This window comes from Streptomyces sp. NPDC005863, assembly GCF_042871345.1.
Lineage (GTDB): Bacteria > Actinomycetota > Actinomycetes > Streptomycetales > Streptomycetaceae > Streptomyces.
Window position 1 is genome coordinate 126,325 of record NZ_JBIAII010000011.1, and the last position, 26,282, is coordinate 152,606.

The 26,282-nt window shown below is 72.6% G+C and carries 26 protein-coding genes; 12 read left to right on the plus strand and 14 right to left on the minus strand.

Translation table 11 applies throughout. The annotated features are described in order from the left end of the window. Positions 1 to 131 precede the first annotated feature (131 nt). The 7 genes from ACFYO9_RS31160 to ACFYO9_RS31190 form a co-directional block, all read right to left on the minus strand. Complete coding sequence (locus ACFYO9_RS31160; RefSeq protein WP_355820545.1) at positions 132 to 1,364, minus strand: TerD family protein; 1,233 nt, start codon at positions 1,362 to 1,364, stop codon at positions 132 to 134. Between the two features lie 112 nt (positions 1,365 to 1,476). Continuing rightward, entirely contained in the window at positions 1,477 to 2,466 is a 990-nt protein-coding gene (locus tag ACFYO9_RS31165; protein ID WP_358779405.1) for a zinc-dependent alcohol dehydrogenase family protein, read from the minus strand. Continuing rightward, positions 2,463 to 3,353 (minus strand): carbohydrate ABC transporter permease, encoded by an 891-nt coding sequence (locus ACFYO9_RS31170; protein ID WP_388666755.1) that lies wholly within the window; start codon positions 3,351 to 3,353, stop codon positions 2,463 to 2,465. The genes ACFYO9_RS31165 and ACFYO9_RS31170 overlap by 4 nt, the downstream gene beginning before the upstream one ends. After that, entirely contained in the window at positions 3,353 to 4,315 is a 963-nt protein-coding gene (locus ACFYO9_RS31175) for a carbohydrate ABC transporter permease (protein ID WP_388666759.1), read from the minus strand. Before ACFYO9_RS31175 ends, ACFYO9_RS31170 begins: the two co-directional genes overlap by 1 nt. Beyond that, positions 4,312 to 5,679 (minus strand): ABC transporter substrate-binding protein, encoded by a 1,368-nt coding sequence (locus ACFYO9_RS31180; RefSeq protein WP_388666762.1) that lies wholly within the window; start codon positions 5,677 to 5,679, stop codon positions 4,312 to 4,314. The genes ACFYO9_RS31175 and ACFYO9_RS31180 overlap by 4 nt, the downstream gene beginning before the upstream one ends. A 123-nt stretch (positions 5,680 to 5,802) precedes the next feature. Further along, positions 5,803 to 6,573, minus strand: a complete 771-nt coding sequence (locus tag ACFYO9_RS31185) for a DeoR/GlpR family DNA-binding transcription regulator (RefSeq protein ID WP_355818561.1) — start codon at positions 6,571 to 6,573, stop codon at positions 5,803 to 5,805. Between the two features lie 209 nt (positions 6,574 to 6,782). Further along, positions 6,783 to 7,592: an NAD(P)-dependent oxidoreductase gene (locus ACFYO9_RS31190; protein WP_358777460.1), complete on the minus strand. Its 810-nt coding sequence runs from the start codon at positions 7,590 to 7,592 to the stop codon at positions 6,783 to 6,785. Between the two features lie 249 nt (positions 7,593 to 7,841). Here ACFYO9_RS31190 and ACFYO9_RS31195 point away from each other — a divergent pair, with 249 nt between their 5' ends. From ACFYO9_RS31195 to ACFYO9_RS31205, 3 genes are all read left to right on the plus strand, one after another. After that, the gene (locus tag ACFYO9_RS31195; protein ID WP_355818567.1) at positions 7,842 to 8,816 is read left to right on the plus strand and encodes a 5-dehydro-4-deoxyglucarate dehydratase; all 975 of its coding nucleotides are present in this window, start codon (positions 7,842 to 7,844) and stop codon (positions 8,814 to 8,816) included. Further along, positions 8,813 to 10,051, plus strand: coding sequence for a hypothetical protein (locus ACFYO9_RS31200; RefSeq protein ID WP_358777461.1), 1,239 nt, complete (start codon positions 8,813 to 8,815; stop codon positions 10,049 to 10,051). Before ACFYO9_RS31195 ends, ACFYO9_RS31200 begins: the two co-directional genes overlap by 4 nt. Positions 10,052 to 10,136: 85 nt before the next feature. After that, complete coding sequence (locus tag ACFYO9_RS31205; protein ID WP_358777462.1) at positions 10,137 to 11,510, plus strand: S28 family serine protease; 1,374 nt, start codon at positions 10,137 to 10,139, stop codon at positions 11,508 to 11,510. Here ACFYO9_RS31205 and ACFYO9_RS31210 read toward each other — a convergent pair. Further along, positions 11,485 to 12,690, minus strand: coding sequence for an MFS transporter (locus ACFYO9_RS31210; protein ID WP_358777463.1), 1,206 nt, complete (start codon positions 12,688 to 12,690; stop codon positions 11,485 to 11,487). The two genes, ACFYO9_RS31205 and ACFYO9_RS31210, sit on opposite strands and share 26 nt — an antisense overlap. Positions 12,691 to 12,837: 147 nt before the next feature. Here ACFYO9_RS31210 and ACFYO9_RS31215 point away from each other — a divergent pair, with 147 nt between their 5' ends. The 6 genes from ACFYO9_RS31215 to ACFYO9_RS31240 all read left to right on the plus strand — a co-directional run bounded on the left by ACFYO9_RS31215 (position 12,838) and on the right by ACFYO9_RS31240 (position 18,034). Next, the gene (locus ACFYO9_RS31215) at positions 12,838 to 13,515 is read left to right on the plus strand and encodes a TIGR03086 family metal-binding protein (protein WP_358777464.1); all 678 of its coding nucleotides are present in this window, start codon (positions 12,838 to 12,840) and stop codon (positions 13,513 to 13,515) included. Positions 13,516 to 13,671: 156 nt separating this feature from the next. After that, entirely contained in the window at positions 13,672 to 15,006 is a 1,335-nt protein-coding gene (locus tag ACFYO9_RS31220) for a peptide ligase PGM1-related protein (protein WP_358777465.1), read from the plus strand. Positions 15,007 to 15,170: 164 nt separating this feature from the next. Beyond that, positions 15,171 to 15,965, plus strand: a complete 795-nt coding sequence (locus ACFYO9_RS31225; RefSeq protein ID WP_358777466.1) for an HAD family acid phosphatase — start codon at positions 15,171 to 15,173, stop codon at positions 15,963 to 15,965. A gap of 173 nt (positions 15,966 to 16,138) precedes the next feature. Then, positions 16,139 to 16,891 (plus strand): CPBP family intramembrane glutamic endopeptidase, encoded by a 753-nt coding sequence (locus ACFYO9_RS31230; RefSeq protein WP_358777467.1) that lies wholly within the window; start codon positions 16,139 to 16,141, stop codon positions 16,889 to 16,891. A 13-nt stretch (positions 16,892 to 16,904) separates the two neighbouring features. Continuing rightward, positions 16,905 to 17,246, plus strand: a complete 342-nt coding sequence (locus ACFYO9_RS31235) for a PadR family transcriptional regulator (protein ID WP_355818587.1) — start codon at positions 16,905 to 16,907, stop codon at positions 17,244 to 17,246. A gap of 17 nt (positions 17,247 to 17,263) precedes the next feature. Beyond that, positions 17,264 to 18,034 (plus strand): hypothetical protein, encoded by a 771-nt coding sequence (locus tag ACFYO9_RS31240; RefSeq protein WP_358777468.1) that lies wholly within the window; start codon positions 17,264 to 17,266, stop codon positions 18,032 to 18,034. Positions 18,035 to 18,085: 51 nt separating this feature from the next. On the opposite strand, the gene ACFYO9_RS31245 is transcribed toward ACFYO9_RS31240, so the two are convergent. The 6 genes from ACFYO9_RS31245 to ACFYO9_RS31270 all read right to left on the minus strand — a co-directional run bounded on the left by ACFYO9_RS31245 (position 18,086) and on the right by ACFYO9_RS31270 (position 23,097). Then, entirely contained in the window at positions 18,086 to 19,534 is a 1,449-nt protein-coding gene (locus ACFYO9_RS31245) for a penicillin-binding transpeptidase domain-containing protein (protein ID WP_358777469.1), read from the minus strand. Positions 19,535 to 19,608: 74 nt separating this feature from the next. Continuing rightward, entirely contained in the window at positions 19,609 to 20,253 is a 645-nt protein-coding gene (locus ACFYO9_RS31250) for a response regulator (protein WP_388666774.1), read from the minus strand. 31 nt (positions 20,254 to 20,284) lie between these two features. Next, positions 20,285 to 21,553: a sensor histidine kinase gene (locus ACFYO9_RS31255; RefSeq protein ID WP_388666777.1), complete on the minus strand. Its 1,269-nt coding sequence runs from the start codon at positions 21,551 to 21,553 to the stop codon at positions 20,285 to 20,287. Further along, on the minus strand, positions 21,550 to 21,768 hold the full coding sequence (locus ACFYO9_RS31260; protein ID WP_358777472.1) for a hypothetical protein: 219 nt from the start codon (positions 21,766 to 21,768) through the stop codon (positions 21,550 to 21,552). Before ACFYO9_RS31260 ends, ACFYO9_RS31255 begins: the two co-directional genes overlap by 4 nt. A gap of 75 nt (positions 21,769 to 21,843) precedes the next feature. Further along, positions 21,844 to 22,320 carry a GNAT family N-acetyltransferase gene (locus ACFYO9_RS31265; protein ID WP_358777473.1) on the minus strand — a complete coding sequence of 159 codons (477 nt, stop codon included), beginning with the start codon at positions 22,318 to 22,320 and terminating at the stop codon, positions 21,844 to 21,846. A gap of 3 nt (positions 22,321 to 22,323) precedes the next feature. Next, complete coding sequence (locus tag ACFYO9_RS31270) at positions 22,324 to 23,097, minus strand: IclR family transcriptional regulator (RefSeq protein WP_355818604.1); 774 nt, start codon at positions 23,095 to 23,097, stop codon at positions 22,324 to 22,326. Positions 23,098 to 23,292: 195 nt separating this feature from the next. Between ACFYO9_RS31270 and ACFYO9_RS31275 the strand changes: the two genes are divergently transcribed. The 3 genes from ACFYO9_RS31275 to ACFYO9_RS31285 all read left to right on the plus strand — a co-directional run bounded on the left by ACFYO9_RS31275 (position 23,293) and on the right by ACFYO9_RS31285 (position 26,270). Continuing rightward, complete coding sequence (locus ACFYO9_RS31275; protein WP_358777474.1) at positions 23,293 to 24,825, plus strand: aldehyde dehydrogenase (NADP(+)); 1,533 nt, start codon at positions 23,293 to 23,295, stop codon at positions 24,823 to 24,825. 4 nt (positions 24,826 to 24,829) lie between these two features. Further along, positions 24,830 to 25,438, plus strand: a complete 609-nt coding sequence (locus ACFYO9_RS31280) for a DUF1349 domain-containing protein (protein WP_355818610.1) — start codon at positions 24,830 to 24,832, stop codon at positions 25,436 to 25,438. 106 nt (positions 25,439 to 25,544) lie between these two features. Next, positions 25,545 to 26,270 carry a DsbA family oxidoreductase gene (locus ACFYO9_RS31285; protein ID WP_358777527.1) on the plus strand — a complete coding sequence of 242 codons (726 nt, stop codon included), beginning with the start codon at positions 25,545 to 25,547 and terminating at the stop codon, positions 26,268 to 26,270. Positions 26,271 to 26,282 lie beyond the last annotated feature (12 nt).

Genomic DNA, 26,282 nt, shown 5'->3' on the forward strand with positions numbered 1-26,282 from the left:
TGTGGTCGGTTCCGTGAGCGGTCCCTGTTGGGGACCAACTCTCTTTGTGTGGGCCCCCCCCCCCCACCCCGCCGGGGGGGGGGCCCCCCCCCCGCGGGCCCCCCCGCCCCTCAGTCACGTCCACGGGCCCCCTACAGGGCCTGCGCCGCCGGCTTCACCATGCCGCGCACCGTGCGGGACTTCACGAAGTCACCGATCGCGGTCATCTCCCACTCGCCGGAGAACTGCTTGATGAGCTTCGCCATCATGACGCCCGTCTGCGCCTCGGCGTTGGTCAGGTCGAAGCGGACCAGCTCCTCGCCGGAGGCCGCGTCGATCAGGCGGCAGTAGGCCTTCGCGACCTCCGTGAACTTCTGGCCGGAGAACGAGTTCACCGTGAAGACCAGGCCCGTGACGTCCTGCGGGAGCCGGCCGAGGTCGACGACGATCACCTCGTCGTCACCGCCGCCCTCACCCGTGAGGTTGTCGCCGGAGTGCTTGATCGCGCCGTTCACGATCGACAGCTTGCCGAAGTAGCAGCTGTCGACGTGGTTGCGCTGCGGGCCGTACGCGATGACGGAGGCGTCCAGGTCGATGTCCTTGCCGCGGAACGCGGGCTCCCAGCCGAGGCCCATCTTGACCTGCGAGAGCAGCGGACGGCCGCCCTTGACCAGGGACACCGTCTGGTTCTTCTGGAGGCTGACGCGGCCCTTGTCCAGGTTGATCTTCCCGGCGCCGGGCGCGGGCGCGGCGGGGGCCGGCGGGGCGGCCGGGGCGGGGGCGGCGAGGCGCGGGTCGGCGACCGGCGGGGGCGGGCCCTGCACGGGCGGCCCGGTGGGCGGCGCCATGGGGGCGGCGGCGGGCGGGGCGGGCGCGGCGGGCGCCGGGGCGGGCTCCTCCACGGAGACGCCGAAGTCCGTCGCGATGCCCGCGAGGCCGTTCGCGTACCCCTGGCCGACCGCGCGGGCCTTCCACGCGCCGTTGCGCAGATAGATCTCGACGATCACGAGGGCCGTCTCGGCACCGAGCTGCGGCGGGGTGAAGGTGGCGAGGACCGAGCCGTCGTCGGCGTTGCGGATGGTGGCGGTGGGCTCGATGCCCTGGAAGGTCTGGCCCGCCGCGTCCGGGCTCGCGGTGACGACGATCTTCTCGATGCCGGCCGGCACGGCGGCCGTGTCGACGGTGACCTTGTCGGGCGTCGTACCACCGCCCGACTGGTAGGTCACGCCCGGCCCGGCGGGTTGGTTGAAGAAGATGAAGTCGTCGTCGGAGCGCACCTTGCCGTCGGCGGTGAGCAGCAGGCCCGATACGTCGAGCCGCACCGGAGCGGCGACGTCCACCGCCACGCGGGCGGCGGTCAGCGGGATGTTCGAGCCAGGGGTCATAGCTGTCATGCCTGGGGTAACGAACGATCCCGCTTTGCCGTTCCCTTACCCGCACAAGGTTTTTCCCGGCCGTCCCGAGGGGCCAGGACCGATCACGGGACATCAGGAACGATCACGGTACGACCACGATCTTCCGCCCCACTCCGGCGGCGAACCGGTCCAGCGCCGTCGGGTATTCGTCCAGCGGCAGCCGGTCGCTGATGAACACGTCCGGGTCGAGCACCCCGCCCGCGAACAGCTCCGCCGCCCGCTCGTAACTGTGCAGGACCGCCATCGAGCCCGTGATGGTGATCTCCTGGTTGTAGATCCGGTACGGGTCGATGCTCACGCGCGTGGCGTAGTCGGCGACGCCGAACTGCAGGAACGTGCCCGCCTTCGCGACCCGTTCGAGGCCGTCCTGGATCGCGGCCGCGTTCCCGGTCGCGTCGACGACGACGTCCCAGCCCTGCGGACGGTCCAGTTCGTCCGGGTTCGCCGCCGAACCGGAGACGCCGAGCCGCCGCGCCGTGGCGAGCCGGTCCGCGTTCAGGTCCACCACGTCCACGCTCGCCGCCCCGGTGCGCTTGGCGAGCTCCAGCATCATCAGGCCCATCGTTCCCGAGCCGTAGATCAGCACATGCGCGCCGAGCCGGGTGCGCAGCACGTCGTAGCCGCGCACCGCGCACGACAGCGGCTCGATCAGGGCGGCGTCCTGGGTGCGTACGTGGTCGGGGAGGCGTACGCAGTTGGCGGCCGGCGCCACCGCGTACTGGGCGGCGCCGCCCGCGGTGGTCACGCCGATCGCGGCCCACCGCTCGCAGAGGTTGCCCCGCCCGTCCCGGCAGTAACGGCACTCGTGGCAGTGTAGGGAGGGGTCCACGGCCACCCGGTCGCCCAGCGCGAGCTCCCGCACCTCGCGGCCGAGCGCGACGACCTCGCCGGCGAACTCGTGCCCGGGCACGACCGGCAGGGTGGGCGCGAACTCGCCCTGGAGGATGTGCAGATCGGTCCCGCACAGCCCGCACGCGGCGACCTCGACGACGACCTCGCGGGGGCCCGGCTCGGGGTCGGGCAGCTCCCCGACGACGGCCTTGCCGACGGACTCGATGATGGCGGCCTTCACTTGACGGCTCCCAACGACAGGCCCTGGACCAGCTTGTCCTGGGCGGCGAACCCCGCGGCGAGCACCGGCAGGGAGATCACGAGCGACGCGGCGCACACCTTCGCCAGGAACAGGCCCTGGCTGGTGATGAAGCCGGTCAGGAAGACGGGCGCGGTCTGGGCGACGACGCCCGTGAGCACCCGCGCGAAGAGCAGTTCGTTCCAGCTGAAGATGAAGCAGATCAGCGAGGTCGCGGCGATCCCGGGCAGCGCGATGGGCGCCACCACGCGCGTGAGGATGGTCGGCAGCCGCGCCCCGTCGATCTGCGCGGCCTCGATGACGGGCCGCGGCACCTCGGCGAGGAAAGACTGCATCATCCACACCGCGATCGGCAGGTTCATCGAGGTGTAGAGCATGACGAGCAGCCAGATGTTGTCCAGCATGCCGGTGTTCTTCGCGAACAGATAGATCGGCAGGAGGCCCGCCACGACCGGCAGCATCTTCGTGGAGAGGAAGAAGAAGAGCACGTCCGTCCACTTCTTCACCGGCTTGATGGACAGCGCGTACGCGGCCGGGAGCGCCAGGACCAGCACGAACAGCGTCGAGACGACGGAGGCCACCGCCGAGTTGACGAGCGAGGGCCAGGGGCTCGCGCCGCCGCCCGCCCCGAAGAAGTCGCGGTAGCCGTCCAGGGTGAGGGACGCGGCGAGCGAGGGCGGGTTGGTCGCGGCGTCCTCCTCGGAGTGCAGGGACGTCAGCGCCATCCAGGCGATGGGCAGGAAGAACAGGATCCCGGCGAGCCACGCGACCAGGCCGAGCGCCGACCCGCGCGCGCGGGGACGGCCCTTCACGGAAGGGTTCTTCACGGGGGCGCTCTTCACGGGAGGGTGCTTCACGGATACGGCCATCAGCGGGACGCCTCCTCACGGAACAGGGACGAGACGACCCGCAGTGCGAAGGTCGCGATGACGAGCGAGCCGATGACGACGAGGACGCCCGCCGCGGAGGCCAGGCCGTTCTCGTGGGCCTGGTAGAAGCTCTGGTAGACGGTGTAGGGCAGGTTGGCGGTGCCGAGGCCGCCCGAGGTGAGGGTGAAGACGGCGTCGAAGTTCTGCACGATGTAGATCGAGCCGAGGAGCGCGCCGAGTTCGAGGTAGCGGCGCAGGTGCGGCAGGGTCAGATGGCGGAAGACCTGCCAGTTGCTCGCGCCGTCCATGCGGGCCGCCTCGATCAGTTCGGGGTCGCGGCTCTGCAGCCCGGCGAGCAGGATCAGCATCATGAAGGGCGTCCACTGCCACACCAGGGAGGCCTCGACGGCGACCAGCGGGGTGTGGGAGATCCAGTCCGGCTGGGCCGCGGAGTCGCCGCCCACCCAGTGCAGCAGCCCGTTGAAGAGCCCGTACTCGGGGTTGTAGAGCACGTGCTTCCACAGCAGCGCCGCGGCCACCGGGACCAGCAGGAAGGGCGCGATGAGCAGGGTGCGCACCAGGCCCCGGCCGCGGAACCGCCGGTTCAGGAGCAGGGCGAGGCCGAGCCCCGCGACCAGGCTGGCGAGCACCACGGTGGCCGTCAGGATGATCGTGGTCAGCACGGACTTGCGCAGGTCGGGGTCGGTGAGGACCTCGGTGTAGTTGGCGAACCCGGTGAAGCTGCGGGCGTCCGGATAGAGGGCGTTCCAGTCGAAGAAGGAGATCACCAGGGTGGCCACGAACGGCAGTTGGGTCACGGCGATCATGAAGATGAGGGCGGGCAGCAGCGGCGCCCTGGTGGCCCAGGCGCGCAGCCGCCGCGGTGGCCCCGGTGTCTTGGCGGTCTTGGCGTCGGGCACGCGCGCGTGCCCGACGGTGGTGGTGCTCGCGGTGGCGCTCATCGTCCCTCGTACTCCTCGGAGATCTTCTCGGCGAGCTCCTGCGACTTCTTCAGGGCCGAGCCGACGGACTGCCGTCCGGCGATGGCCGCGCTGATCTCCTGGGAGACCTTGGTGCCGAGGTCGGTGAACTCGGGGATGCCGACGAACTGGATGCCGGGCGCGGGCCGGGGCTGTACGCCCGGGTCGCGGGGCCTCGCCCCTTCGATGGCGGCGCGGGTGACGTCCTGGAAGGCCGCGGCCTCCTTGCGGTACGCGGGGTTCGCGTAGGTCGAGGCGCGTTTGCCGGCGGGGACGTTGGACCAGCCGGTCTTCTCGCCGACCAGGTTCTCGTACTTCTTGCCCGACGCCCAGGAGATGAACTTCCAGGCCTTGTCCGGGTTGTGCGACGCCTTCTGCATGCCCCAGGCCCAGGTGTAGAGCCAGCCGGAGCTCTTCGTCCGCGCCACGGGGGCGGCGACGTAGCCGATCTTGCCCTTGACCGGGGACTTGGCGGACTCCAGGGAGCCCGCGGCGGCCGTCGCGTCGTACCACATGGCCGTCTTGCCCTGGGTGAGGTTGTTGAGGCACTCGGCGTAGCCGGACTGGGCGGCGCCGGACTCGCCGTGCTCGCGGACGAGGTCCACGTAGAAGCGGGTCGCCTTCTCGAACTCGGGGGAGTCCAGGCGGGCCTTCCAGTCCTTGTCGAACCAGGTGCCCCCGAAGGTGTTCACGACGGTCGTCAGCGGCGCCATCACCTCGCCCCAGCCGGGCAGGCCGCGCAGACAGATGCCCTTCATGCCCGGCTTCTCGCCGTCCACGCGGGCGGCGAGGTCCGCCACCTGCTGCCAGGTGGGGTGCTTCGGCATGGTCAGGCCGGCCTTCTCGAAGACGTCCTTGCGGTACATCAGGAAGGACGACTCCCCGTAGAAGGGCTGTCCGTAGAGCTTGCCGTCGCTGCCGGTGAGGGACTGGCGCATGGGCGCGAGGACGTCCTTCTCGTCGTACGCGCGGTCCTTGCGGGCGTACGGACCGAGCTCGTGGAGCCAGCCGTTGCGTGCGTAGATCGGTATCTCGTAGTTGCTGAGCGTCGCGATGTCGTACTGGCCCGCCTGGTTGGCGAAGTCCTGGCTGATCTTGTCGCGGACGTCGTTCTCCGGCAGGACGGTGAAGTTCACCTTGATGCCCGTCTCCTTGGTGAAGTGGGCGGCGGTGAGCTTCTGCAACTCGACCATCTGCGGGTTGTTCACCATGAGGACGTTGAGGGAGTCGCCGCCCGAACCGGCGCCGCCGGCGCCGGTCCAGCAGCCGGCGAGCAGCGGCGTGAGCAGCGCCCCTGCGGCGGCCGCGGCGAGCGTGCGCGGCCTCCGTCGGCTCGGGGTTCGCATGAATCGCTCCTGAACATAGAGGGGTGAAGCGGGGCGAAGGGGGTGCCTCAGGGCGTGCGGGAGCCCGGAAGGACCGCAGGAGGGGACGGGGGTGTCGGGGAGGTGGCGGGAGGTATGGGGCGGTCAGGTGCGGATGACCTGGGGTCCCAGGAGCGAGTAGCGGTGTGCCTCGGACGCGGGCAGGCGGCTGCTCGTGACGATGGCGTCCAGGTCGCCGATCCCGGCGAACCGGCAGAAGCTCGTCGCCCCGAACTTGGTGTGCACGCCGAGGAACACCGTCCGCCGTGACGCCCTGATGGCCTGCGCCTTCACCTCGCTGACCGCCGGGTCGGGGGTGGTCAGGCCGTATTCGCGGGAGATGCCGTTGGCGCCGATGTACGCCAGGTCGATGACGAACCCGGCCAGCATGCGGGTCGTCCAGTGGTCGACGGTGGCGAGCGTGCCGGGCCGCACCCGGCCGCCGAGCAGCAGCACGGTGACGTTCTCCGCCTCGGCGAGGATGCCGGCGGTGGCCAGGGAGGCGGTGACCACGGTCAGCGGGCGGCCGGCCGCGGCCGCGGGCAGGGCCTCGGCGATCAGCTGCGGGGTGAACCCCTCGTCGACGAAGACCGTCTCGGCGTCGCCGAGCAGATCCGCGGCGGCGGCCGCGATGCGCCGCTTCTCGGGGACGTGCATGGTGGTGCGGAAGGCGAGGGTGGTCTCGAAGCCCGCGCTCTCCACGGGGTAGGCGCCGCCGTGGGTGCGGCGGACCAGGCCGTGGTCCTCCAGGGCCCGCAGATCGCGGCGGACGGTCTCCTTCGCGACCCCGAGCTCCCCGGCGAGCGCCGTCACGTCGACGGAGCCGGAGTGGCGGGCCGCGTTGACGATCCGCCGCTGACGTTCTTCCGCGGTCATCGGCGCCACCCTCTTCCCTTGGTGTTGCGTGCGGTGCCCGTTCGGGCCCTGTGGGGAAGTTCTACAGCGTGCGGCGCGGGGAGGACCAGGCTCGTCGCGGGCATGATGCTGCCCGTTTGTGCCCGCTTGGCGGGGCGACGGCCTGTGCGGCGGGCCTCGGGCGTGCCCGTTTCAGAGGCGCGGGCCGCCCGTTCGACGCCCGCATGGGTTCAGTACGGCCAGATCGGCGGGTTCGTGCAGAAGTGGCCGCCCAGATGTGCGTGGTCCGCGTTGGCCGGGTCCAGTTCGCCCTGCTCGGCGACGAGCTTCTCCGCGAACCGCTCGGAGTCGTCCCGCGGTGCGTAGCCGAGCGCCCGCGCGGGGGAAAGGTCCCACCACAGGCGGGTGTTGGCGGACGAGCCGTAGACGACCGTGTGCCCCACGTCCGGGGCGGTCAGCGCCGCGTGGAAGAGCCGCGCGCCGTCCTCGGGGCTCATCCAGAGCGACAGCATCCGTACGTTCGAGGGCTCGGGGAAGCACGATCCGATGCGCACCGAGACGGTCTCGATGCCGTGCTTGTCCCAGTAGAACTGGGCGAGGTCCTCGCCGAAGGACTTCGAGAGGCCGTAGAAGGTGTCGGGGCGGCGCGGGGTGTCGACCGGGATCAGCGGGTCGTCGCCCCGCGGGCGCGGGGTGAAGCCCACCGCGTGGTTGGAGGAGGCGAAGACGATCCGCCGCACGCCCTCCTCGCGGGCCGCCTCGTAGAGGTGGTATGTGCCCTCGATGTTGGCCTTGAGGATCTTGTCGAAGGTGGACTCCAGGGAGATGCCCGCCAGATGCAGGACCGCGTCGACCCCGCGCACGGCCTCGCGCAGCGCCGCCCGGTCGGCGAGGTCGGCCGTGATCGCCGCGGGCTCGTCCGGCACGGGGCGCACGTCGAACAGGCGCAGGTCGTGGCCGTGCGCCGGCAGGAGCCCGCGCATCAGGGTGCCGAGGCCGCCGGCGGCGCCGGTGAGCAGGACGGTGCGGGGAGCGGGCATGAGGGGTCTCCTCGGGCGGGCGGCCGGGTGTGGAAGGGCGTACGCATGCACGTACGGGGTTCATATCCATGGACAAGTTAGGGATCTCCGTCGCCGTGCGTCAAGGGTGCGCGCGGGGGTGCGGAGGGGGTGAATCCGTTCGCCGGTGGGGAGTTCATCCGCTTGACCCCGCATGTGGGGGCGCCTTAGCGTGGTCGCGTTCAGAGATATGGATGCAAATCAGAACCATGCACGCCCTAGGGAGAGCCCGTGACCTCAGCCCCCCTCGCTTCCCGACTCCGGCTCCCCAGCGGGCCGTTGTTCTTCCCGGTCACCGCGTACGGGCCGGACGGCGCTCTCGACCTGGACACCTTCCGCGCCCACGTGCGCGCCGGCATCGACGCGGGGGCGGCGGCCGTCTTCGCCTGCTGCGGCACGGGCGAGTTCCACGCGCTGACGCCCGAGGAGTTCCAGGAGTGCGTCGCCGCGGCCGTCGCGGAGACGGCGGGCCGGGTGCCGGTGGTCGCCGGCGCCGGGTACGGCACCGCGCTCGCCGTGCGGTACGCGCGCCTGGCCGAGGAGGCCGGCGCCGACGGGCTGCTCGCCATGCCGCCCTACCTCGTCGTCGCCGGACAGGAGGGGCTGATCCGGCACTACACCGAACTGGCCGCCGCCACCTCCCTGGACGTCATCGTCTACCAGCGCGACAACGCCGTCCTCACCCCGGAGACCGTCGTTGAACTCGCCCGCGCGGACGGCATCATCGGCTTCAAGGACGGCCTCGGCGACATGGACCTGATGCAGCGCACGGTGAGCGCCGTGCGCACCGAAGTGCCGGGCGACTTCCTGTACTTCAACGGCCTGCCGACCGCCGAACTGACCGGCCTCGCCTACCGGGGCATCGGCGTGACCCTCTACTCCTCGGCCGTCTTCTGCTTCGCGCCCGACATCGCGCTCGCCTTCCACCGCGCGCTCAACGCCGGTACGCCGGAGGGTGACGCCACCGTGAACCGCCTCGTCGACGGCTTCTACCGGCCCTTCGTGGAGCTGCGCGCCCTCGGCCGCGGCTACGCGGTCTCCCTGGTCAAGGCGGGGGTGCGGCTCGGCGGCCTGGACGTCGGTCCCGTACGCCCGCCGCTGCACGAACCCGCAGACGAACACGTCAAGCGGCTCGCGGAACTCGTCGAGCGGGGGCGGGAGTTGCTGCGGGCCGGGCTGCCGGACGGCTTCGGGGAGGGCGCGTGAAGGCCGCCGCTTTTCTCTACCCCTGGGACGTCGTCGGCGACCCCGACGCCCCGGCCCGCCTCGCCGGCCTCGGCATCCGCCAGGTCACCCTCGCCTCCGCCTACCACTCCACGCGCGCGCTCACCCCGCGCCATCCGCGCCACCGCGTCGTCACCGCCGCGCACGCCGCCGTCCTCTATCCGCCCGGCGACCGCTGGCGGGGGCGCGAGCTGCGGCCGTACGCCGCCGGGGAGTGGGCGCCGGGCGACGCCTACGGAGAGGCGGCGCGGGCGCTCGCCGACGCCGGGATCGAGGTGCACAGCTGGGTCGTCCTCGCCCACAACTCCCGTATGGGCGAGGAGCATCCGGAAACCTCCGTGGTGAATGCCTACGGCGACCGCTACCCCTGGGCCCCCTGCATCGCCGGGCCCGCCACGCGCGCGTACCTCGTCGACCTCGCCGCGGAGGCCGCTGTGCGCCCCGGCACGCACGGCACCGAACTGGAGTCCTGCGGCTGGTACGGGCTCGCGCACCTGCACGCCCACGACAAGATCGGCGGCGTCTCTCTCGGCGAGGCCGGGCAGCACCTGATGTCGCTCTGCTTCTGCGCCGCCTGCCGGCAGGGGTACGCGGGACAGGGCCTCGACCCCGACGAGCTGGCCGTCGCGGTCCGCGGCGCCCTGGAGCCGCTGTGGCGCGGGGCGGGCGAGGGCGAGGGCCAAGGGTGGGCGTCCGTCGAGGAGTTGCTGGGGTCGCGGCGGGCGGCGGCCACGCGCGCGTGGCGCGAGGAGAGCGCCCGTACTCTTCAGGAGGCCGCCGTCACCGCGGTCCGCGCGGCCGCCGCGGGGGTTGCCGCTGAGGGCGGTGCGGGGGTTGCGGTCGAGGGCAGTGCGGGGGCCACCGCCGAAGGTCGGCCCTTCCAAGTGCTGCTGCACGCCGACCCGGTGTCGTACCACTGCGGCGCCAACGCGGGCGTCGATCCGGCGCACGTCCTCGCCGTGGCCGACGGGGTGGTCGTGCCCTGCACGGGCGATCCGCGGCTGCTGACGCCGTTCGCCGGGCAGGGCGGGGACGGGGCGGTCCTGGCCGCCAACCTCACGGTGGTGAGCGGCATGGGCGGCAGCCCCGGCACGCTCGCGGCCGACGCGGCGCGCGCCGCGGAGCTCGGCGCCACGGAACTACGGCTCTACCACGCGGGATTGGCGTCGGACCACGACCTCGCCCTGGTCAAGGACGCCCTGTCGCGTACGGCATGACCGCCGATACGATCCGCGTGACCACAAGGATCACTCCTGCGACGAAGGATCACTCCCCGCAACAAGGGGACAGAGGGGGAACAGGGTGCGCAACAAGGGAATACCCGCGCTGGTCTGCGCCGGACTGATGGCGGGCGCGGCGGCACTCGGCGGCGCGGCACCGGCCGCCGCACAGCCCGCACCGGCCGCAGCGCAGCCCACCCCGGCCCGGCAGGACGGCGGCGCCGCACCGGACATCCGTGAACGGCTGGAGCGCATCCCCGGCATGACGGTCGTCTCCGTCGCCGACAAAGAGGGCCACCCCTTCTACACGCTCACCTACCGGCAGCCCGTCGACCACCGCAGACCGCACGGCGCCACCTTCACGCAGCGCGCCACGCTCTGGCACAAGGCCACGGACAAGCCGACCGTCTTCTACACCGGCGGATACACCCTGGCCGGCGGCACCACCTCCCTCACCAAGCTGATCGACGCCAACCAAGTGAGCGTCGAGCACCGCTACTTCGCCGAGTCCCGCCCCTCGGGCGCGGCGGGCGACGACTGGTCCAAGATGACGGTCCAGCAGGAGGCCGCCGACGAGCACCGCCTCACCCGCGCCCTGCGCGCCGTCGAGCGGGGCAAGTGGCTCGGCACCGGCGCCAGCAAGGGCGGCATGACGGCGACGTACCACGAGCGCTTCCACCCCGGCGACCTCGACGCCGTCGTCGCGTTCGTCGCACCGAACGACGCGGACAACCGGGACGACAGCGGCTACGAGCGCTTCTTCAGGACGGTCGGCACCAAGGAGTGCCGGGACGGGCTGAACGCCGTGCAGCGCGAGATGCTCGTACGGCGCGACGCCCTGCTCCCCACCTTCGAGGCGGAGGCGAAGGCCGCGGGCCACACCTTCGACGCGACCCTCGGCACCACCGACCGCGCCTACGAGTTCGCCGTCCTCGACCAGGTGTGGAACTTCTGGCAGAGCGGCACCGCGGCCGACTGCGCCACGGTGCCCGACGCGAAGAAGGCGACGGACGAGGAGCTGTACTCCTGGTCGAAGAAGCACGGCTTCAGCGTCTACCGCGACCAGGAACTCGGCACCAACGGCACGGGCCCCTACTACCGGCAGGCGGCCACCCAACTCGGCTGGGCCGACCTGAAGTTCGAGCACCTCGCCGACGTCCGCCACCACCCGGACATCTACCAGCCCAACTCGGTGCTGCCCGCCGCGATGCGCGGCCCGTACGACAACCGGACGGTCGCCGACGTCGACCGCTGGGTGAAGACCCGCGGCACGCGGATGATGTTCGTCTACGGCGAGAACGACCCGTGGAGCGCGGAGAAGTTCACCCCGAGCCGCCACGACTCGTACCGCTACGTGGTCCCTGGCGCCAACCACGGCGCCTCGATCGCCAAGCTCCCGGCGGCCGACCAGGCGAAGGCGGTCGCCACCATCAAGCGCTGGGCAGGCGTGAAGTAGCCGGGGTGCGGGGCCTCAGCAGGGGCACGGCGGTCAGCAGCCGTGCCCCCGCGAGGAGCGGCAGGAGCAGCCGGTGGTCGACGTGCTCCACCAGGACGGCGCCCGCCGCGATGCCGACCGCGGTGGGCGCGAACATCACGGTGTTGGCGGTCGCCGCCACCCGGCCGACGAGGGCGTCCGGCGTCTCCCGCTGCACCGCCGTCAGCCCCGCGATGAGGACACATGGCAGCCCCACGCCGTTCACGAAGCTGCCCAGCAGGACCAGGGCGTCGTACGGCAGCGTGTTCAGGACCAGGGCCACGGCCGTCAGCGCGATGCCCGTGCCACCGAAGCGGCGCGCCCCCAGGCGTCGCATCAGGGCGCCCGACGCGACGCCCACCGCCACGGATCCGGCGCCCTGCGCGACGTACATCACCCCCGTGTACGAGGGGGCATGGCCCAGCCCCTCGACGATCGCGAAGACCGTCGCGCCGCTCATCCCCGAGCCCAGCATCGTCAGGCCCCCCGCCAGGACCAGGGGGCGCAGCCGCTCGTGCCCCCACAGATGCCGCGCGCCCTGCGCGGTCCGCGCCCACAGCGGTGTGCGGTCCGGCGCCGGTACGCTCTCGCGGACCCGCAGCAGCCCGTACATCCCCGCGGCGAGCACGAATGTCACCGCGTCCAGGAGGGCCACCCGGGCGCCGCCGTACGCGGCGAAGAGCCCCGCGCCGGCGAGCGGCGCCACCAGCTTCATGCCCTCGTTCGCGGACATCCGCAGGCCGTTGAAGTCGCCGAGCACCCGCTTGTCGACGGCGACCGCGACCAGGGCGGCCTCCGCCGCGTCCGTGACCACCCCACACGCCCCGTACACCACCAGGACGGCGAAGAGGATCCACAGCCGTCCCGCGGTGTCGACGGTGAACAGGGACAGCAGCAGCGCGCCGAGCGCGAGGTTCGCGGCGACGAGGAGCGGCCTGCGCCGGGTGCGGTCGGCGAGGGTGCCGAGCAGCGGGCCGACGAGGGTGGGCGCCCACAGGGCGAACTGGCAGAGCGCGGCGAGCCCGTCGGAGCCGGTCAGCTCCTTCACCCAGATCCCGGAGGCCAGCCACAGCGCGGAGGACCCGAACCCCGAGACCACCGTCGCCCCCAGGTACAGCCCGGCGTTGCGGTCCCGCAGGACGCGCCCGATGGTTGATGTCATGCCTGGTGATGCTGGTTCCTAAGGCCCCGGTACCGATATCGGGCGTCTTCCCTAAGGTGCGGCGATGAGTTCGCGGCGCGCGGCCGGTCTACAGGGGAGGGATACCGACACGGCCCCCTTATGGCTCGTACGACCCAGGAGCTTTCGATGACCGACACCGGCAGGGACACCGACACCGACACCGACGCCACCGCCGGCGGGGACGGGGGCGGCGGTCTTGGCCGGGTCCCCTTCGACCTCCGCCCGCAGGCCCGCCTCGTGGCCCGGGTGGCCGGGCACATCACGGACGAGCAGCTCGCGGCGCCCACACCCTGCCCCGACTACGCGGTCCGGCACCTCCTCGGCCATGTGCTCGGCCTCGCCGGGGCCTTCCGGGAGGCCGCGGGCAAGGAGTTCGGGCCGACCCTCGACCAGGCGCCCGGCAGCGTGCTGCCCGACGTCGGCCCCGGCTGGCGCGCCGAACTGCCCGCGGCGCTGGACGCGATGGCGGAGGCGTGGCGCGACCCGGCGGCCTGGCAGGGCATGACCCGCGCGGGCGGCATCGACCTGCCCGGCGAGGTCGCGGGCCTCGTCGCGCTCGACGAACTGGTGGTGCACGGCTGGGATTTGGCGCGGGCCACGGGCCAGGAGTACGCGCCGGACGAGGCGAGCCTGGAGGGCGCGCGGGCGCTGCTGGCCCCCGCGGCACAGCCGGATCCGTCGGGTGACGGCCCGGCCGAGGGCGGCCTCTTCGGTACGCCGGTGAAGGTGCCGGACGACGCGCCCCCGCTCGACCGGGTGATCGGCCTGAGCGGCCGCGACCCGGCCTGGCGGCCGCGGGGCTGAGGACGCCGGGCCTCCGGATCGGCGACCGACGTCCACCTCGCGCGCGCAGAAACCGACGTCCACCTCGCGCGCGCAAAAGATGACGGCGAGTCTGCGGCCGGACGCGTGGGGTAGCGCTCTTTGGGCGAGTGTCTGTCGGGGTGAGGGAGCCGTGTGGTGCGCAGGCTGTGGGTGGGCAACTGTGACAGCGAGTACATGGTCCACCGTCGCGGCCTCCTGGATACGGCGGAACACGAGGGGACACCGGCCGTGGGCGCCCGGATGGTGTGGCTGCTGCGCGACGGTGACGCACTCGTGCTCCCGCAGCCCGTCGATCCCGTCCACCTCAAGGCCATCGGGTCCCTGATGGGCTTCGATCCGGCCCGCGTGCACATCCTCACGCCCGAGGACGCCGCGGTCCGCTGCCTGGACCAGCGGCAACTGCACGGGCCCGGCCTCTTGGCCCGCCTGCGGGCGCTCGTGCAGCGCCCCGAGGAGTGGCAGGTGCGCGGCTACCTCCACGACCGGGGGCTGGGCAGCCTCGCCCGCGCCCTGGGCATCACCGGGTACGCCCCGTTCGAAGAGGCGGGCGGGGCCGAACTGTTCAACAGCAAGGCGGTCTTCGGCGCCCTGGCCGCCGGCGCCGGCGTGCGGGTTCCCGACGGGGCGCTGTGCGCCACCCGCGGGGACCTGCTGCGCGCGGTGCCCCGGCTGCTGAAGGCCACCGGAGCGGTCATCGTCAAGGCCGACCGCCATGCGGGCGGGGCGGGGAACTGGCTGTGCCGCACCGATGCGGACATGCCGGCCGCCGGCGCACTGCAGACCCTGGACCTCACCGGGCCCGACCGTCTCGACGCCCTCGTCGCGGCGACCGGGCTGGAGGAAATGCACGCCCCGCACGGCCAGTTCGTCGCGGAGGTCTACCACCCGCACTGCCGGTCCCTCTGCGTGGAGATCGACTGCGACCCGGCCGGGAGTACGCAGCCGGCCGTGCTGAACGTGGGGGAGATGCTCATGGAACCCGTATGGAACGGCTTCCTCATGCCCGCCCCTCTGGCCCCCGCCCCCCAACAGACCATCCTGGAGGGAGCGTTGCGGCTGGCCGCGGCGATGCGTGACTTCGGATACCGCGGTCTGGTCAACATCGACGCCATCGTCACCCCGGCAGGCGAGGTCTTCTTCAACGAAGTCAACGCCCGCCTGGGCGGCTGCACCCACCTGCACCGCCTCGCCACCCACCTGCTGGGCCCGCACTGGATGCGCACCCACACCCTGCGCGCCCGCAACGACCTGCCCGCCACCACCCTGCCCCGCCTCCTCGACGACCTGCACACGCACCAACTGGCCTGGAACCCGCACGCCGGCGAGGGCGTCGTCATCACCACCGACCGGACGGCGCTCCACCGAAGCGTCGAGTACGCCGTCCTCGCCCCCACCCCCGAGCGCGCCGCCCACCTCGAAGACCGCCTGCGCACCCTGCAGGCAGGCAGGTCTCGCCCGCCTCGCGTGTGACGCCGCGAGCTCCCACAACCGGGCAACTCCGCTCACTCCTCCGCAGAAGCGGCACCGCCCAGGTATGGATCAGGTAAAGGGTCTCCCCGCGCACTCGCCGCCCCTGGGTCGATGCGCGTAGACAGACCTTGACCTGCCCGAATCCTGATGCGGAGACGCAACACATGCGCAAGTCCCTACGCGTGGCCGGCCTGGCCACCGCCTGTACCGTCGCCGGCGCCGCCCTCTACGCCACCGGTGCCGCGAGCGCGGACCAGGCCGAGGCCCGCCCCACCAAGGAGCCGCACAACATCGGCCTCCTCGTCGGCGAGATCGACGCCTATTACGGTGCCACCAAGGGCGCCGACGGCGTGTGGAAGTCCTCGCCGCACAGCCCGTACGCCAAGGACCTGGCCCGCATCCAGGCCAAGGCGAAGAAGGACATCAAGAAGGCGGCCGCGCACCACCCCCGGCACGGCAAGAAGCCGGCGATCGTCCTCGACGTCGACGACACCGCGCTGCTCAGCTTCGACTACGAGAAGTCGACCAACTACACGTACAACAACGACAGTTGGAACGCCTACGTCAACGAGGCCAAGCGCCCCGCGGTCTTCGGCATGCCCGACCTCGTCAAGTACGCCAAGCGCAAGGGCGTCGAGGTCTTCTTCCTCACCGGCCTCGCCGAACCGCTGCGCCAGGGCGCCGTCACCAACCTCGCCCGCGCGGGCTACGCCACCGCGCTCGACCGCACGCACGTCTTCACCAAGGACAAGGCGAACCCGCCCGCCTACCTGAAGAACTGCGCGACGCCCACGGCGTGGAACTGCACCACCGTCCAGTTCAAGGAGGGCACCCGCAAGTACATCGAGTCGACCGGGTACGACATCGTCGGCAGCTTCGGCGACCAGACCTCCGACCTCGCGGGCGGCTACGCCGACAAGACGTACAAGCTCCCCAACCCCACGTACTACGTGGGCTGACACGGGCCGACGCGGAGCGATCGACTCAGCGGCGCGAGATAGGTTGCATTCCTGACTAGGTCGTCTTACGGTCTAGGTAGCTCAGACGCTCAGGGGCCGCGCGGCGACGCGTCGACGGCGGGACACCGCCGTCCCACGACGTGCCGCGCGGCCCCCTCGGGAAGGGGGATCCCATGACCATCTCGCCGGACTTCTCGGCGGCATCGACCGCCGTCACCTCCGTGCTCGCCGCCTATCTGCTGCTCGGCGAGCCGTGGGCCGGCCGCCGTACGTACGGTTCGCTGGCCCGCCGCAGGGACACCGAACCCCGCGCGCTCGTCCGCTACTTCGGCCTCGTCCTCACCCTCTGGTGGACGCTGGCCGCACTCGCCGTGGCGGCCCTGCTGCTCTCGCCCGGCACGGACGCCGCCGACCTCGGCCTCACCGCGCCCGACCGGCCCGTCTACGCCGGCGTGGGGATCCTCGTCGCCACCGCGATCGCCGTGGCCTCCGGACGGAACTTCCGCGCCCTCGCCCGGCGCGGCCGGAACGTGCCGGGGCTCGCCGCCATCGAGGCGATGCTGCCGCGCACCGCCGAGGAGCGCCGGCTCGCGATCGCCGTCGCCGTGACCGACGGCCTCTGCGCCGAACTGCTCTACCGCGGCCTCCTCATCGCCTTCGGCGTCGGCGTGCTCGGCCTCGGCGTCTCCGCGGCGGCGGTCCTCTCGGTCCTCGTGTACGCGGTCGCCGGGTTCTACCAGGGCCGCCAAGGCGTCCTCGCCTTCGCCCTGTTCGGCGCGGTCTTCGCCGGCCTCTACCTCGCCACCGGCAGTCTGCTGCTCCCCGCCGCCGCGCACATCGCCCTCTCCGTACGCGATCTGACGCTGCCCGCGCCCGAGAAGCTGTCCACCGCGCCCGACGGGCCGCGCGCCGCCCCCGCCGTCTGAAAGGCAGACCGACGTGACCGACCGCCGCGCCAGTTGGTTCAAGGGCGTCCTCGACCTGCTCGTGCTCGCCGGCCTCACCGACGGCGAGAGCTACGGATACGAGATCGCCAAGGTGCTGAACGCCGCGGGCTTCGGCCAGATCAAGGGCGGCACGCTCTACCCCGTGCTCAACCGCCTGGAGGAGGCGGGCCTGGTCTCCGCGGAGTTCCGCGCGACCGAGAAGGGGCCCGGCCGCCGCTACTACCGGCTCACCGACGCCGGCCGCGAGACCCTCGGCGAACAGGGCGGCCTGTGGCTCGCCTTCGACGGATCCGTACGCGACGTCCTCGCGAAGGCGGGAGTGACCCCACGATGAAGGGGAGTGATCCCACGATGAACACGACGGACCCCGACGCGCGGTACGAGCGCGACGGTTACCTCGTCCGCCTCGCCGAGCGGCTGCGCGAGCACGGCCTGGCCGCCGACCGCATCGAGGCGACGGTCGCCGACCTCGCCGCGCATCTGGACGAGTGCGCAACCGAGGACGCCGAGGGCGAGTTCGGCCCCGTCGACGAGTTCGCCCGGCAGCTCGCCCCCGGCGCGGCCGGCGCCCCCGAGGCCCCGCCCGAGCAGGTGGAGGTCTGGCGCTGGACCGCCGACACCTACGTCGACGAGGAGCTCCTGAACCGCTTCGGCGACGAGGGCTGGGAGGTCGAGCGCGTCGACGCCCTCGGCCGCTTCGTCAGCCACCGGGACGCGGCGCGGGCGCAGCGCTGGGAGTACCGCAGGGAGCTGGTCACGCGCGGCCGCGAGGGCATCGACGAGCGGCTCGCGCCCGACGGCTGGGAGCCGTGCGGGACCTGGGTGGTCTACGCGTGGTTCAAGCGGCCGAGGGCGGCCAGCCTCGGGCCCGCGGCCCGGGTGGAGTCACCGCCGCCGGTGCCGGAGCGGTCCCGTTTCCTCAGCCGGAAGTTCTACGGTCTGCTGGCCGCGCTCGCCGTCCTGCTGGTCGCGCTCGCCGTCGCGGTGGCCGTGGACGACGGCGAGGCGAGCTCGGGCCTCGGCTTCGTGGCGGGGGCGCTCGCCGGAGCGGCGGCGGGGGCCGGGGCGATGGTGGCCGTGGCGGCGGCCCTGCGGACACGGCGGAGGCGCCGCCCCACCTGACCCGCGCACGCGGGGGCGGGGCGGCGGCCCTGCGGACACGGCGGTGGGGGCTCAGCCCTTCAGTGCCGCCTGCATCATCGCCTTGGCGATCGGCGCCGCCAGGCCGTTGCCGCTCACCTCGTCGCGCGCCGCGCTGGAGGACTCGATCATCACCGCGACCGCCACCTCCTTGCCGTCGCCGCCCTTGGCGTACGACGTGAACCAGGCGTACGGCGTCTTGCTGTTCTTCTCGCCGTGCTGCGCCGTGCCCGTCTTGCCGCCGACCGTGGCGCCGGGGATCTTCGCGTTGGAACCGGTGCCCTTGTCGACGACCGTGCGCATCGCGGACTGCAGCCCCTCGGCGGTGGACTCGTCCATCACGCGCTGCGCCTCGGCGTCGTCGTACTTCTCCAGGACGTTCCCGTCGGCGTCGCTGATCTGCGAGACCATGTGCGGCTTGACGAGCTCGCCGCCGTTGGCGATGGCCGCCGACACCATGGACATCTGCAGCGGCGTCGCCGTCACGTCGAACTGGCCGATGCCGCTGAGCCCCGTCTGCGCCTTGTCCATGCCGGAGGGGTAGACGCTCTTGCCCGCGCGCACCGGCACGTCCAGCTTGTCGGCGTTGAAGCCCAGCTTCTCCGCCATCGACTTGACCTTGTCCTGGCCCAGGTCGACGGCCATCTTCGCGAAGACGTTGTTGCAGGAGTACTGGAGCGCCGTGCGGATGTCGGCGTTCTCACAGGGCGCCGCCCGGTTCTCGTTGTGGAGGACCTGGCGGGTGCCGGGGAGCGTGTACGGGTTCGGGCTGTCCGTCCTCGTGTCCACCGAGCCGTACAGACCGTCCTCCAGGGCCGCCGCCGCGACGACCAGCTTGAAGGTCGAGCCGGGCGGCAGCGGCTGGCGCATGGCGCGGTTGACCATCGGCTTCTCCTTGTCGGTGGTCAACTCCTTCCACATCTTGGAGTCCGTGGAGCCGCTGATCTTCGACGGGTCGTACGACGGGGTCGACACCATGCCGAGGATCTTGCCGGTCTTCGGGTCGATCGCGACCGCCGCGCCCTTGGTGTCGCCCAGCGCCTTGTACCCGGCCTTCTGCACCGCCGGGTCGATCGTCGTCACGACGTCACCGGGGTCGGCACGCTTGTCGGTGAGCGTGTCCAGGGGGTTCTTCAGCCGGTTGTCGGTGCCGTCGAGCAGGTCCTTGTAGATGCCTTCGAGCTGGGTGGCGCCGAAGACCTGGGAGCTGTAGCCCGTGACGGGCGAGTAGAGGTCGCCGTCCTTGTAGGTGCGTTTGTACGCGAGGTCTCCGCCCTTCGTCCGCTCGGAGCCGGTGATGGCCTCACCGCCCACGATGATGTCGCCCAGCGGGTGCGCGTACTGCTCGATCGCGTTGCGCCGGTTGTGCTTGTCGTCCGCGAGCGCCGTCGAGTCGTGGAACTGCACCCATGTCGCCCGTATCAGCAGAGCGAGCACGAGCAGCAGCGTGAAGACCGAGGCGTGCCTGATCGTCTTGTTCATCCCGTGGAAGGACGAGCGGGCGGGCGGGTTTCGTTCCCATCTGAGCCGGTTGTGGGCGTTTTCTCAGGAAGTCCTCAGGAAGTCCGCAGGAAATCGGCCTCGTAGGCCGCGATCACCGCCTGGGTGCGGTCCCGTGCGCCCGTCTTGGCGAGGACGGCCGCCACATGCGTCTTCACCGTCGCGGGGCCGACGTCCATCCGGCCGGCGATCTCCGCGTTGGTCAGCCCCGCCGCCATCAGCCGCAGGACCTCGCTCTCCCGGCCGGTCAGCCGCGCCACCCAGGCCGGCGGCTTCCCCGCGGCGGAGCCGTGCCGGGTGGCCAGCGCCCGGACCGCCGCGGGGAAGAGGAGCGAGTCGCTGCGCGCGACCAGCCGGACCGCCTGGACGAGCTCGTCGGCCTCCGCCCGCTTGAGCAGGAAGCCGGCGGCCCCGACGCGCAGCGCCTCGTACACGTACGCGTCGTTCTCGAAGGTCGTCACGACGACGACACGCGGCGGCCCCGGCACCGTCCGCAGGATCCGCTCGGTGGCCCGGATGCCGTCCACATCCGGCATGCGCACGTCCATCAGGACCACGTCGGGCCGCAGCTCCCGTACGACGGAGACCGCCTCGGCGCCCGTCGCCGCCTCGCCCACCACCGCGATGCCCGGCTCGGCGGAGAGGATGGCGCGCAGGGCGGTGCGCACCATGCGCTCGTCGTCGGCGAGCACCACTCTGATGTCGTTCACCTGTCGTTCACCGGCATGGCCGTCATGGCTGTCCCTTCAGCGGAAGTCGTACGTGCAGTCGCCAGGCGCCCGACGCCGGGCCCGCCTCGCAGGCGCCGCCGAGCAGCCGGGCCCGGTCCGCGACACCGCGCAGACCGTGGCCGCCGCCGGGGCGGCGGTCGGGGTGGCGGTCGGTGGAGCCGGACGGCAGCGGGTTCTCGGCGGTGACGGTCAGGTCCGGCCCGTCCAGGACGACGCGCAGGGTGAGCGAGGCGCCGGCGCCGCCGTGCCGCAGCGCGTTGCTCAGGGCCTCCTGGACGATGCGGTAGGCCTCGCGGGAGACCAGCGGGGGCAGGGCGGCGGGGTCCGCGTCGACGGTGGCGGACACCGGCAGGCCGGCCGCCCTGGTCCGGTGCAGGAGGCCGTCCAGGTCGGTGGCGAGGGTGGGGGCCGGCGCGGTCGGGCCGCTGCCGTCGGTCTCCCGCAACACGCCGAGCACGGCGTCGAGTTCGCCGACCGTGCGGCGCGTGGTCTCCTCGATGGCGGCCAGCGCCTCCCGGACGAACTCCGGGTCGTGGTCGAGGACCCGGCGGGCCGCGCTCGCCTGGAGCGTGACGGCGCTCAGCGCGTGCCCGACCGAGTCGTGCAGCTCGCGCGCGAGGCGGTTGCGCACGGCGAGGTCGGCGGCGCGGCGCTCGGCGGCGGCGAGCCGGTCGGCGGGCGTCGGCCCGAGCAGGCCGGGCGCCCAGCGCGCGAGCAGCCCGCTCGCCGTGGCCGCGCACGCCGCGAGCGCGACCAGCGAGGCCACGCCGATGACCGGGGCGAGCGCCACCATCCAGGGCTCGCCGAAGACCCCCGGCATGCCGATGCGGCTCTCCCCGAGCAGGGCGAAGAACGGCAGCGCGATCAGGAAGCCCGCGAACGGGGGCAGCGCCAGCGACATGCCGCTGATCACCCCGCCGAGACCGAGGTGCAGGGTGAACCAGGCGGCGGTGCGGCCCCGGGCGGCCCGGGACCGCGCGGGTCCCTCGGCGAGGGAGTCGTCCGGCACCGCGCACAGCGCCCGCACGGCGGCCACCGACATCGGCCGGGTCAGCGGGAACAGCGCGGTGACCGCGGCGAGCGGCAGCCCCACGGCGAACGAGCTGAGCTGGGCGCCGAACGACCCGAAGAGACCGCTGTCGCCGAAGAACGGTCCGACGATCACCGAGCCGACGAAGACGTACGGCATGGCGAGGGCGCCGCCGAGGATGAGGTGGATCCACCGGCGACGGGCCCGGCGCCCGAACAGGGCAGTGGTCAGCGGCCTCAACTCCTGTGCCCCGCCCACTCCTTGAGGAACCGCACGCCGAGAGCCGCCACGACCGTCCCGGTGATCATGCGCACAGCGTAGGTCAGGTACATCGGGCCCGTCGGGCGCCCGGCGGCGTCCTCGAGGGTCGTGGGCGAGCCGAGGAGCAGGGCCGGCAGAGCGGGGGCCGGTGGCCGGGCCGTGAGGCGGCGGAGAGGGGGCCGTGGATGCTTCATGGCTTCACGCTCCCGCCGGGACGGCCCCCGCACCTCCTGCGTCGTGTCGATCCGCCTCCGCCGCGCGGGGGAGGCTCAGCCGCCGTCCAGGACGAGGACCACCTCGTCGATCTCCGCCCCGCGCGCCGCCGCATACCCCCGGTCCGCGCCGAAGTGCCGGAACCCGCACTTCTCCAGGACCCGGATCGAGCCCGCGTTGTCCGCCGCCGCGCGGCCGTACAGCGGACGCTCGGGGATCAGGTCGAGGAGTCCGCGCAGCGCCGCCGTGGCGAGCCCGCGGCCCCAGTACGCACGGTCGATCCAGTACGTCACCTCGCGCTCGCCCGGCTCCCCGTACACCCCGGCGCTGCCCACCACGTCGCCGTCGGCGAGGACGGTGCGGATGGCGGTGTCCGGGTCCGAGCGGATCTTCGCCCAGTGCGCGTCGAAGCGGTCGCGGTCGGCCCGGTCCTCGGGGGTGAAGGCGGCCATGTGCCGGGACTCGGGATCGCTCATCTGCCGGAAGAACACCGGCAGATCGCTGTCGTGCACCGCGCGCAGGCTCACATCCATGCGTCAGATCCTACGAGTTGCCAGTGTCAGCCGGTCGCGGGCGTCGAACAGGGCGTCCTTCACCAGCTGTTCGTGGCCGGGGGTGAGCCGCGCCACCGGCACCGAGCAGCTGATCGCGTCGCGCGCGGGGGTGCGGTAGGGGATGGCGACGCCGAAGCAGCGCAGCCCGAGCGTGTTCTCCTCGCGGTCCACCGCGAAGCCCTGCTCGCGCACCGCGTGCAGCTCCTCGATGAGCTTCTCGCGGTCGGTGATGGTGTGCTCGGTGAGCGAGGGCAGCGTCTCCGGGAGCAGCTTGCGGACCTGCTCGTCGGTGTGGGTGGCGAGCAGCGCCTTGCCGAGCGAGGTGGAGTGCGCGGGCAGCCGGCGGCCGACCCGGGTGAACGGCCGCAGGTAGTGCTGCGACTGGCGGGTGGCGAGGTAGACGACGTTGGTGCCGTCGAGGCGCGCGAGGTGGATGGTCTCCGTGGTGTCGTCGGAGAGCCGGTCCAGGGTCGGCCGGGCGGCGGCCACGACCTCGTCGCCGTCGATGTACGACGTGCCGACGAGCAGGGCGCGCACGCCGATGCCGTACCGCGTGCCGGTCGCGTCCGTCTCCACCCAGCCGAGCTCGACCAGGGTACGAAGCAGCATGTAGAGGCTCGACTTGGGGTAGCCGACGGCCTCCTGGACCGAGGCCAGCGAGTGCATCCCGGGGCGGCCCGCGAAGTACTCGAGCAATTCCACCGTGCGCACCGCGGACTTGACCTGCGCACCGCCTCCGGTCTCGCCAGCCGACATCGCCCTTGACCCCTTTGAACGCCGAGAAATACTCTCCGAGTCCCCGCACATTCACCGACGGAGACGGCGTTCAGCATATCGAACGGCCCTGGTGAGTGGCATACCTCCGGCAAGACCCCTCGAAGACCCCGGCAAGACCCCTCATACGATTCAGGTCATACGTCTCAGGCAGTACCTCTGGAAAGGGAATCCGCGGTGGCAGCAGCACCAGTCTGGAGTGTCGACCCCCGAACCGGGAAGCAGCGCGAGCAGGTTGCGGTGGAAGCCACGGCCGAAGAGGTCGACGAGGCGGTCCGCGCCGCCCGCGCCGCCGCGCCCGCCCTCGCCGACCGCACGGTCCGCGCCGCCTTCCTGCGCACCGCGGCGGACCTCCTCGAAGAGGCCGAGGACCACCTCGTGGAGGCCGCCGACGCGGAGACCGCGCTCGGGCCCGTCCGGCTCACCGGCGAACTCGCCCGCACCTGCTACCAGTTGCGCTCCTTCGCGGACATCGTCGACGAGGGCGCCTTCCTCGGCGTGGTCATCGACCACCCCGACGCCTCGGCCACCCCGCCCGTCCCCGACCTGCGCCGCTACAAGATCCCGCTCGGTGTCGTCGCGGTCTATTCCGCCTCCAACTTCCCCTTCGCCTTCTCCGTGCCCGGCGGCGACACCGCGAGCGCCCTCGCCGCGGGCTGCCCCGTCGTCGTCAAGGCCCACCCCGACCACCCGGGCACCTCCGAGCTGGTCGCCTCGGTGCTGCGCAGGGCGGCCCAGCGGCACGGCGTCCCCGAGGGCGTCGTCGGCCTGGTGCACGGTTTCGACGCGGGCGTCGAACTCGTCAGGCATCCGCTGGTCGCCGGCGCCGGCTTCACCGGTTCCATCCGCGGCGGGCGCGCCCTGTTCGACGCGGCCGCCGCCCGGCCCGTGCCGATCCCCTTCCACGGCGAGCTCGGCTCCCTCAACCCCGTCGTCGTCACCGAGGCCGCGGCCGCCGAACGCGGCGAGGAGATCGGCACCGGACTCGCCGGCTCGATGACGCTCGGCGTCGGCCAGTTCTGCGTGAAGCCCGGCCTGGTCCTCGCCCCCGAGGGCGCGGGCGGCGACCGGCTCGTGAAGTCCCTGACCGACGCGGTCAGCAACACCGGGTCCGGGGTGCTCCTCGACCACCGCATGCGGGACACCTTCGTCGCCGGAGTGCGCGCGCGCGCCGAACTGCCCGACGTGGACGCCCCGGTGACCCCCGGCGCGGGCGGCGAGCACACCGTCAGCGCGGGCTTCCTGACCGTCCCGGCCGCCCGCCTCACCGCCGAGGGCGCGCACGACCTGCTTCTGGAGGAGTGCTTCGGCCCGGTCACCGTCGTCGCGCGGTACGCCGACGACGCGGAGATCACCGCCGTCCTCTCCCGCCTCCCCGGCAACCTCACCGCCACCGTGCAGCTCTCCTCGCAGGAGGCGGCGGGGGAGAGCGGTCGGGGCGCCGAGCTGCTCGCCGAGCTCACCCCGCTCGCCGGGCGCGTCCTCGTCGACGGCTGGCCCACCGGCGTCGCCGTCGCACCGGCCCAGCACCACGGAGGGCCCTACCCCGCGACCACGTCGACCTCGACGTCCGTGGGCGGCACGGCCGTCGAGCGCTGGCTGCGGCCCGTCGCGTACCAGAACACCCCCGAGGCGCTGCTCCCGCCGGAGCTGCGCGACGCCAACCCGCTGGGCCTGCCGCGTCGCCTCGACGGCCGCCTGGAACACTGAGGCCATGGACCTCACCCTTCCCGAACTGCCCTTCCCGCTGCGCACGTACGGCCCCGACGGCCACTGGTCCCACGAGGACGGCGTGCTCACCTGCTGGGCGGGCCCGCGCCAGGACCGCTTCGTGCCCCCGACGTCCGGGGTCCCGGAGCCGGCCTCCGACGCGCCCCGCCTGCTCGGCGCCCCGGAGGGTGACTTCCAGCTGATCGCCCGCGTCACGGTCGGCTTCGCGGCCGCCTTCGACGCGGGCGTGCTGTATCTGCACGTGGGCGAGCGCGAGTGGGCCAAGCTCTGCCTGGAGCGCTCGCCGGACGAGCCGACGATCTGCACGGTCGTCACCCGCGGCCACTCCGACGACGCCAACGCCTTCGTGGTGGACGGCAGCACCGCGTGGCTGCGCATCAGCCGTACGGGCTCGGCGTTCGCGTTCCACGCGTCGACGGACGGCGAGCGGTGGACCTTCGTACGGATCTTCGCCCTCGGCGACGAGGAGACGGCGGGCGCGGCCCTCGTCGGCTTCATGGCCCAGTCGCCGGTGGGGGAGGGCTGCGTGGTGACGTACGACCACATCGAATTCCGCCCGAACTGGCCCAAGGGGCTGCGCGACGGTTCGTAGGCCTCATTACGGCACCGGGAATGCGGTGCTTTGCCCGTACGTTGACAGCGTGAGCGGAGGCCGCCTCCGTGTCCCCCTGACGTACGACCTGAAGAGAGCCACACACATGCGCGTCGAGATCTGGAGCGACATCGCCTGCCCCTGGTGCTACGTGGGCAAGGCCCGCTTCGAGAAGGCGCTCGCCGCTTTCCCGCACCGTGACGGCGTCGAGGTCGTGCACCGCTCCTTCGAGCTGGACCCCGGCCGGGCCAAGGGCGACACCGGGCTGGTGCTGCCGATGCTCATGGGGAAGTACGGGATGAGCGAGGAGCAGGCCCGCGAGGGCGAGCGCAGGCTCGGTGAGAACGCCGCCGCCGAAGGGCTCGACTACCGCACCGAGGGCCGCGACCACGGCAACACCTTCGACATGCACCGCCTCCTGCACCTCGCCAAGGCGCGGGGCAGGCAGGACGAGCTGATCGGGCTGCTCTACCGCGCCAACTTCGCCGAGGAGCGGTCCGTCTTCGCCGACGACACGCGCGTCGTGGAGCTCGCCGTCGAGGCGGGGCTCGACGCGGACGAGGTGCGGGCCGTCCTCGCCGAGCCCGAGCGGTACGCCGACGACGTCCGCGCGGACGAGCGTGAGGCCGCCGAGCTGGGCGCCAATGGCGTGCCGTTCTTCGTCCTCGACCGCAAGTACGGGATCTCCGGCGCCCAGCCCGCCGAGGTCTTCACCCAGGCGCTGGAGCAGGCGTGGGGCGAGCGCGCGCCGCTCACCACCCTCGCCACCGCCGACGGTGACGGCGGCGGCGACGCCTGCGGTCCCGACGGATGCGAGGTTCCGCGGGGCTGAGCGGCCGTTTAG

Coding starts and splice junctions, on each gene's coding strand:
- ACFYO9_RS31210 (WP_358777463.1), bottom strand. CDS start 12,690: ATGACATCAACCATCGGGCGCGTCCTGCGGGACCGCAACGCCGGGCTG.
- ACFYO9_RS31225 (WP_358777466.1), top strand. CDS start 15,171: ATGCGCAAGTCCCTACGCGTGGCCGGCCTGGCCACCGCCTGTACCGTC.
- ACFYO9_RS31180 (WP_388666762.1), bottom strand. CDS start 5,679: ATGCGAACCCCGAGCCGACGGAGGCCGCGCACGCTCGCCGCGGCCGCC.
- ACFYO9_RS31265 (WP_358777473.1), bottom strand. CDS start 22,320: ATGGATGTGAGCCTGCGCGCGGTGCACGACAGCGATCTGCCGGTGTTC.
- ACFYO9_RS31185 (WP_355818561.1), bottom strand. CDS start 6,573: ATGACCGCGGAAGAACGTCAGCGGCGGATCGTCAACGCGGCCCGCCAC.
- ACFYO9_RS31280 (WP_355818610.1), top strand. CDS start 24,830: ATGGACCTCACCCTTCCCGAACTGCCCTTCCCGCTGCGCACGTACGGC.
- ACFYO9_RS31285 (WP_358777527.1), top strand. CDS start 25,545: ATGCGCGTCGAGATCTGGAGCGACATCGCCTGCCCCTGGTGCTACGTG.
- ACFYO9_RS31160 (WP_355820545.1), bottom strand. CDS start 1,364: ATGACCCCTGGCTCGAACATCCCGCTGACCGCCGCCCGCGTGGCGGTG.
- ACFYO9_RS31170 (WP_388666755.1), bottom strand. CDS start 3,353: ATGGCCGTATCCGTGAAGCACCCTCCCGTGAAGAGCGCCCCCGTGAAG.
- ACFYO9_RS31215 (WP_358777464.1), top strand. CDS start 12,838: ATGACCGACACCGGCAGGGACACCGACACCGACACCGACGCCACCGCC.
- ACFYO9_RS31230 (WP_358777467.1), top strand. CDS start 16,139: ATGACCATCTCGCCGGACTTCTCGGCGGCATCGACCGCCGTCACCTCC.
- ACFYO9_RS31175 (WP_388666759.1), bottom strand. CDS start 4,315: ATGAGCGCCACCGCGAGCACCACCACCGTCGGGCACGCGCGCGTGCCC.
- ACFYO9_RS31260 (WP_358777472.1), bottom strand. CDS start 21,768: ATGAAGCATCCACGGCCCCCTCTCCGCCGCCTCACGGCCCGGCCACCG.
- ACFYO9_RS31240 (WP_358777468.1), top strand. CDS start 17,264: ATGAACACGACGGACCCCGACGCGCGGTACGAGCGCGACGGTTACCTC.
- ACFYO9_RS31190 (WP_358777460.1), bottom strand. CDS start 7,592: ATGCCCGCTCCCCGCACCGTCCTGCTCACCGGCGCCGCCGGCGGCCTC.
- ACFYO9_RS31270 (WP_355818604.1), bottom strand. CDS start 23,097: ATGTCGGCTGGCGAGACCGGAGGCGGTGCGCAGGTCAAGTCCGCGGTG.
- ACFYO9_RS31245 (WP_358777469.1), bottom strand. CDS start 19,534: ATGAACAAGACGATCAGGCACGCCTCGGTCTTCACGCTGCTGCTCGTG.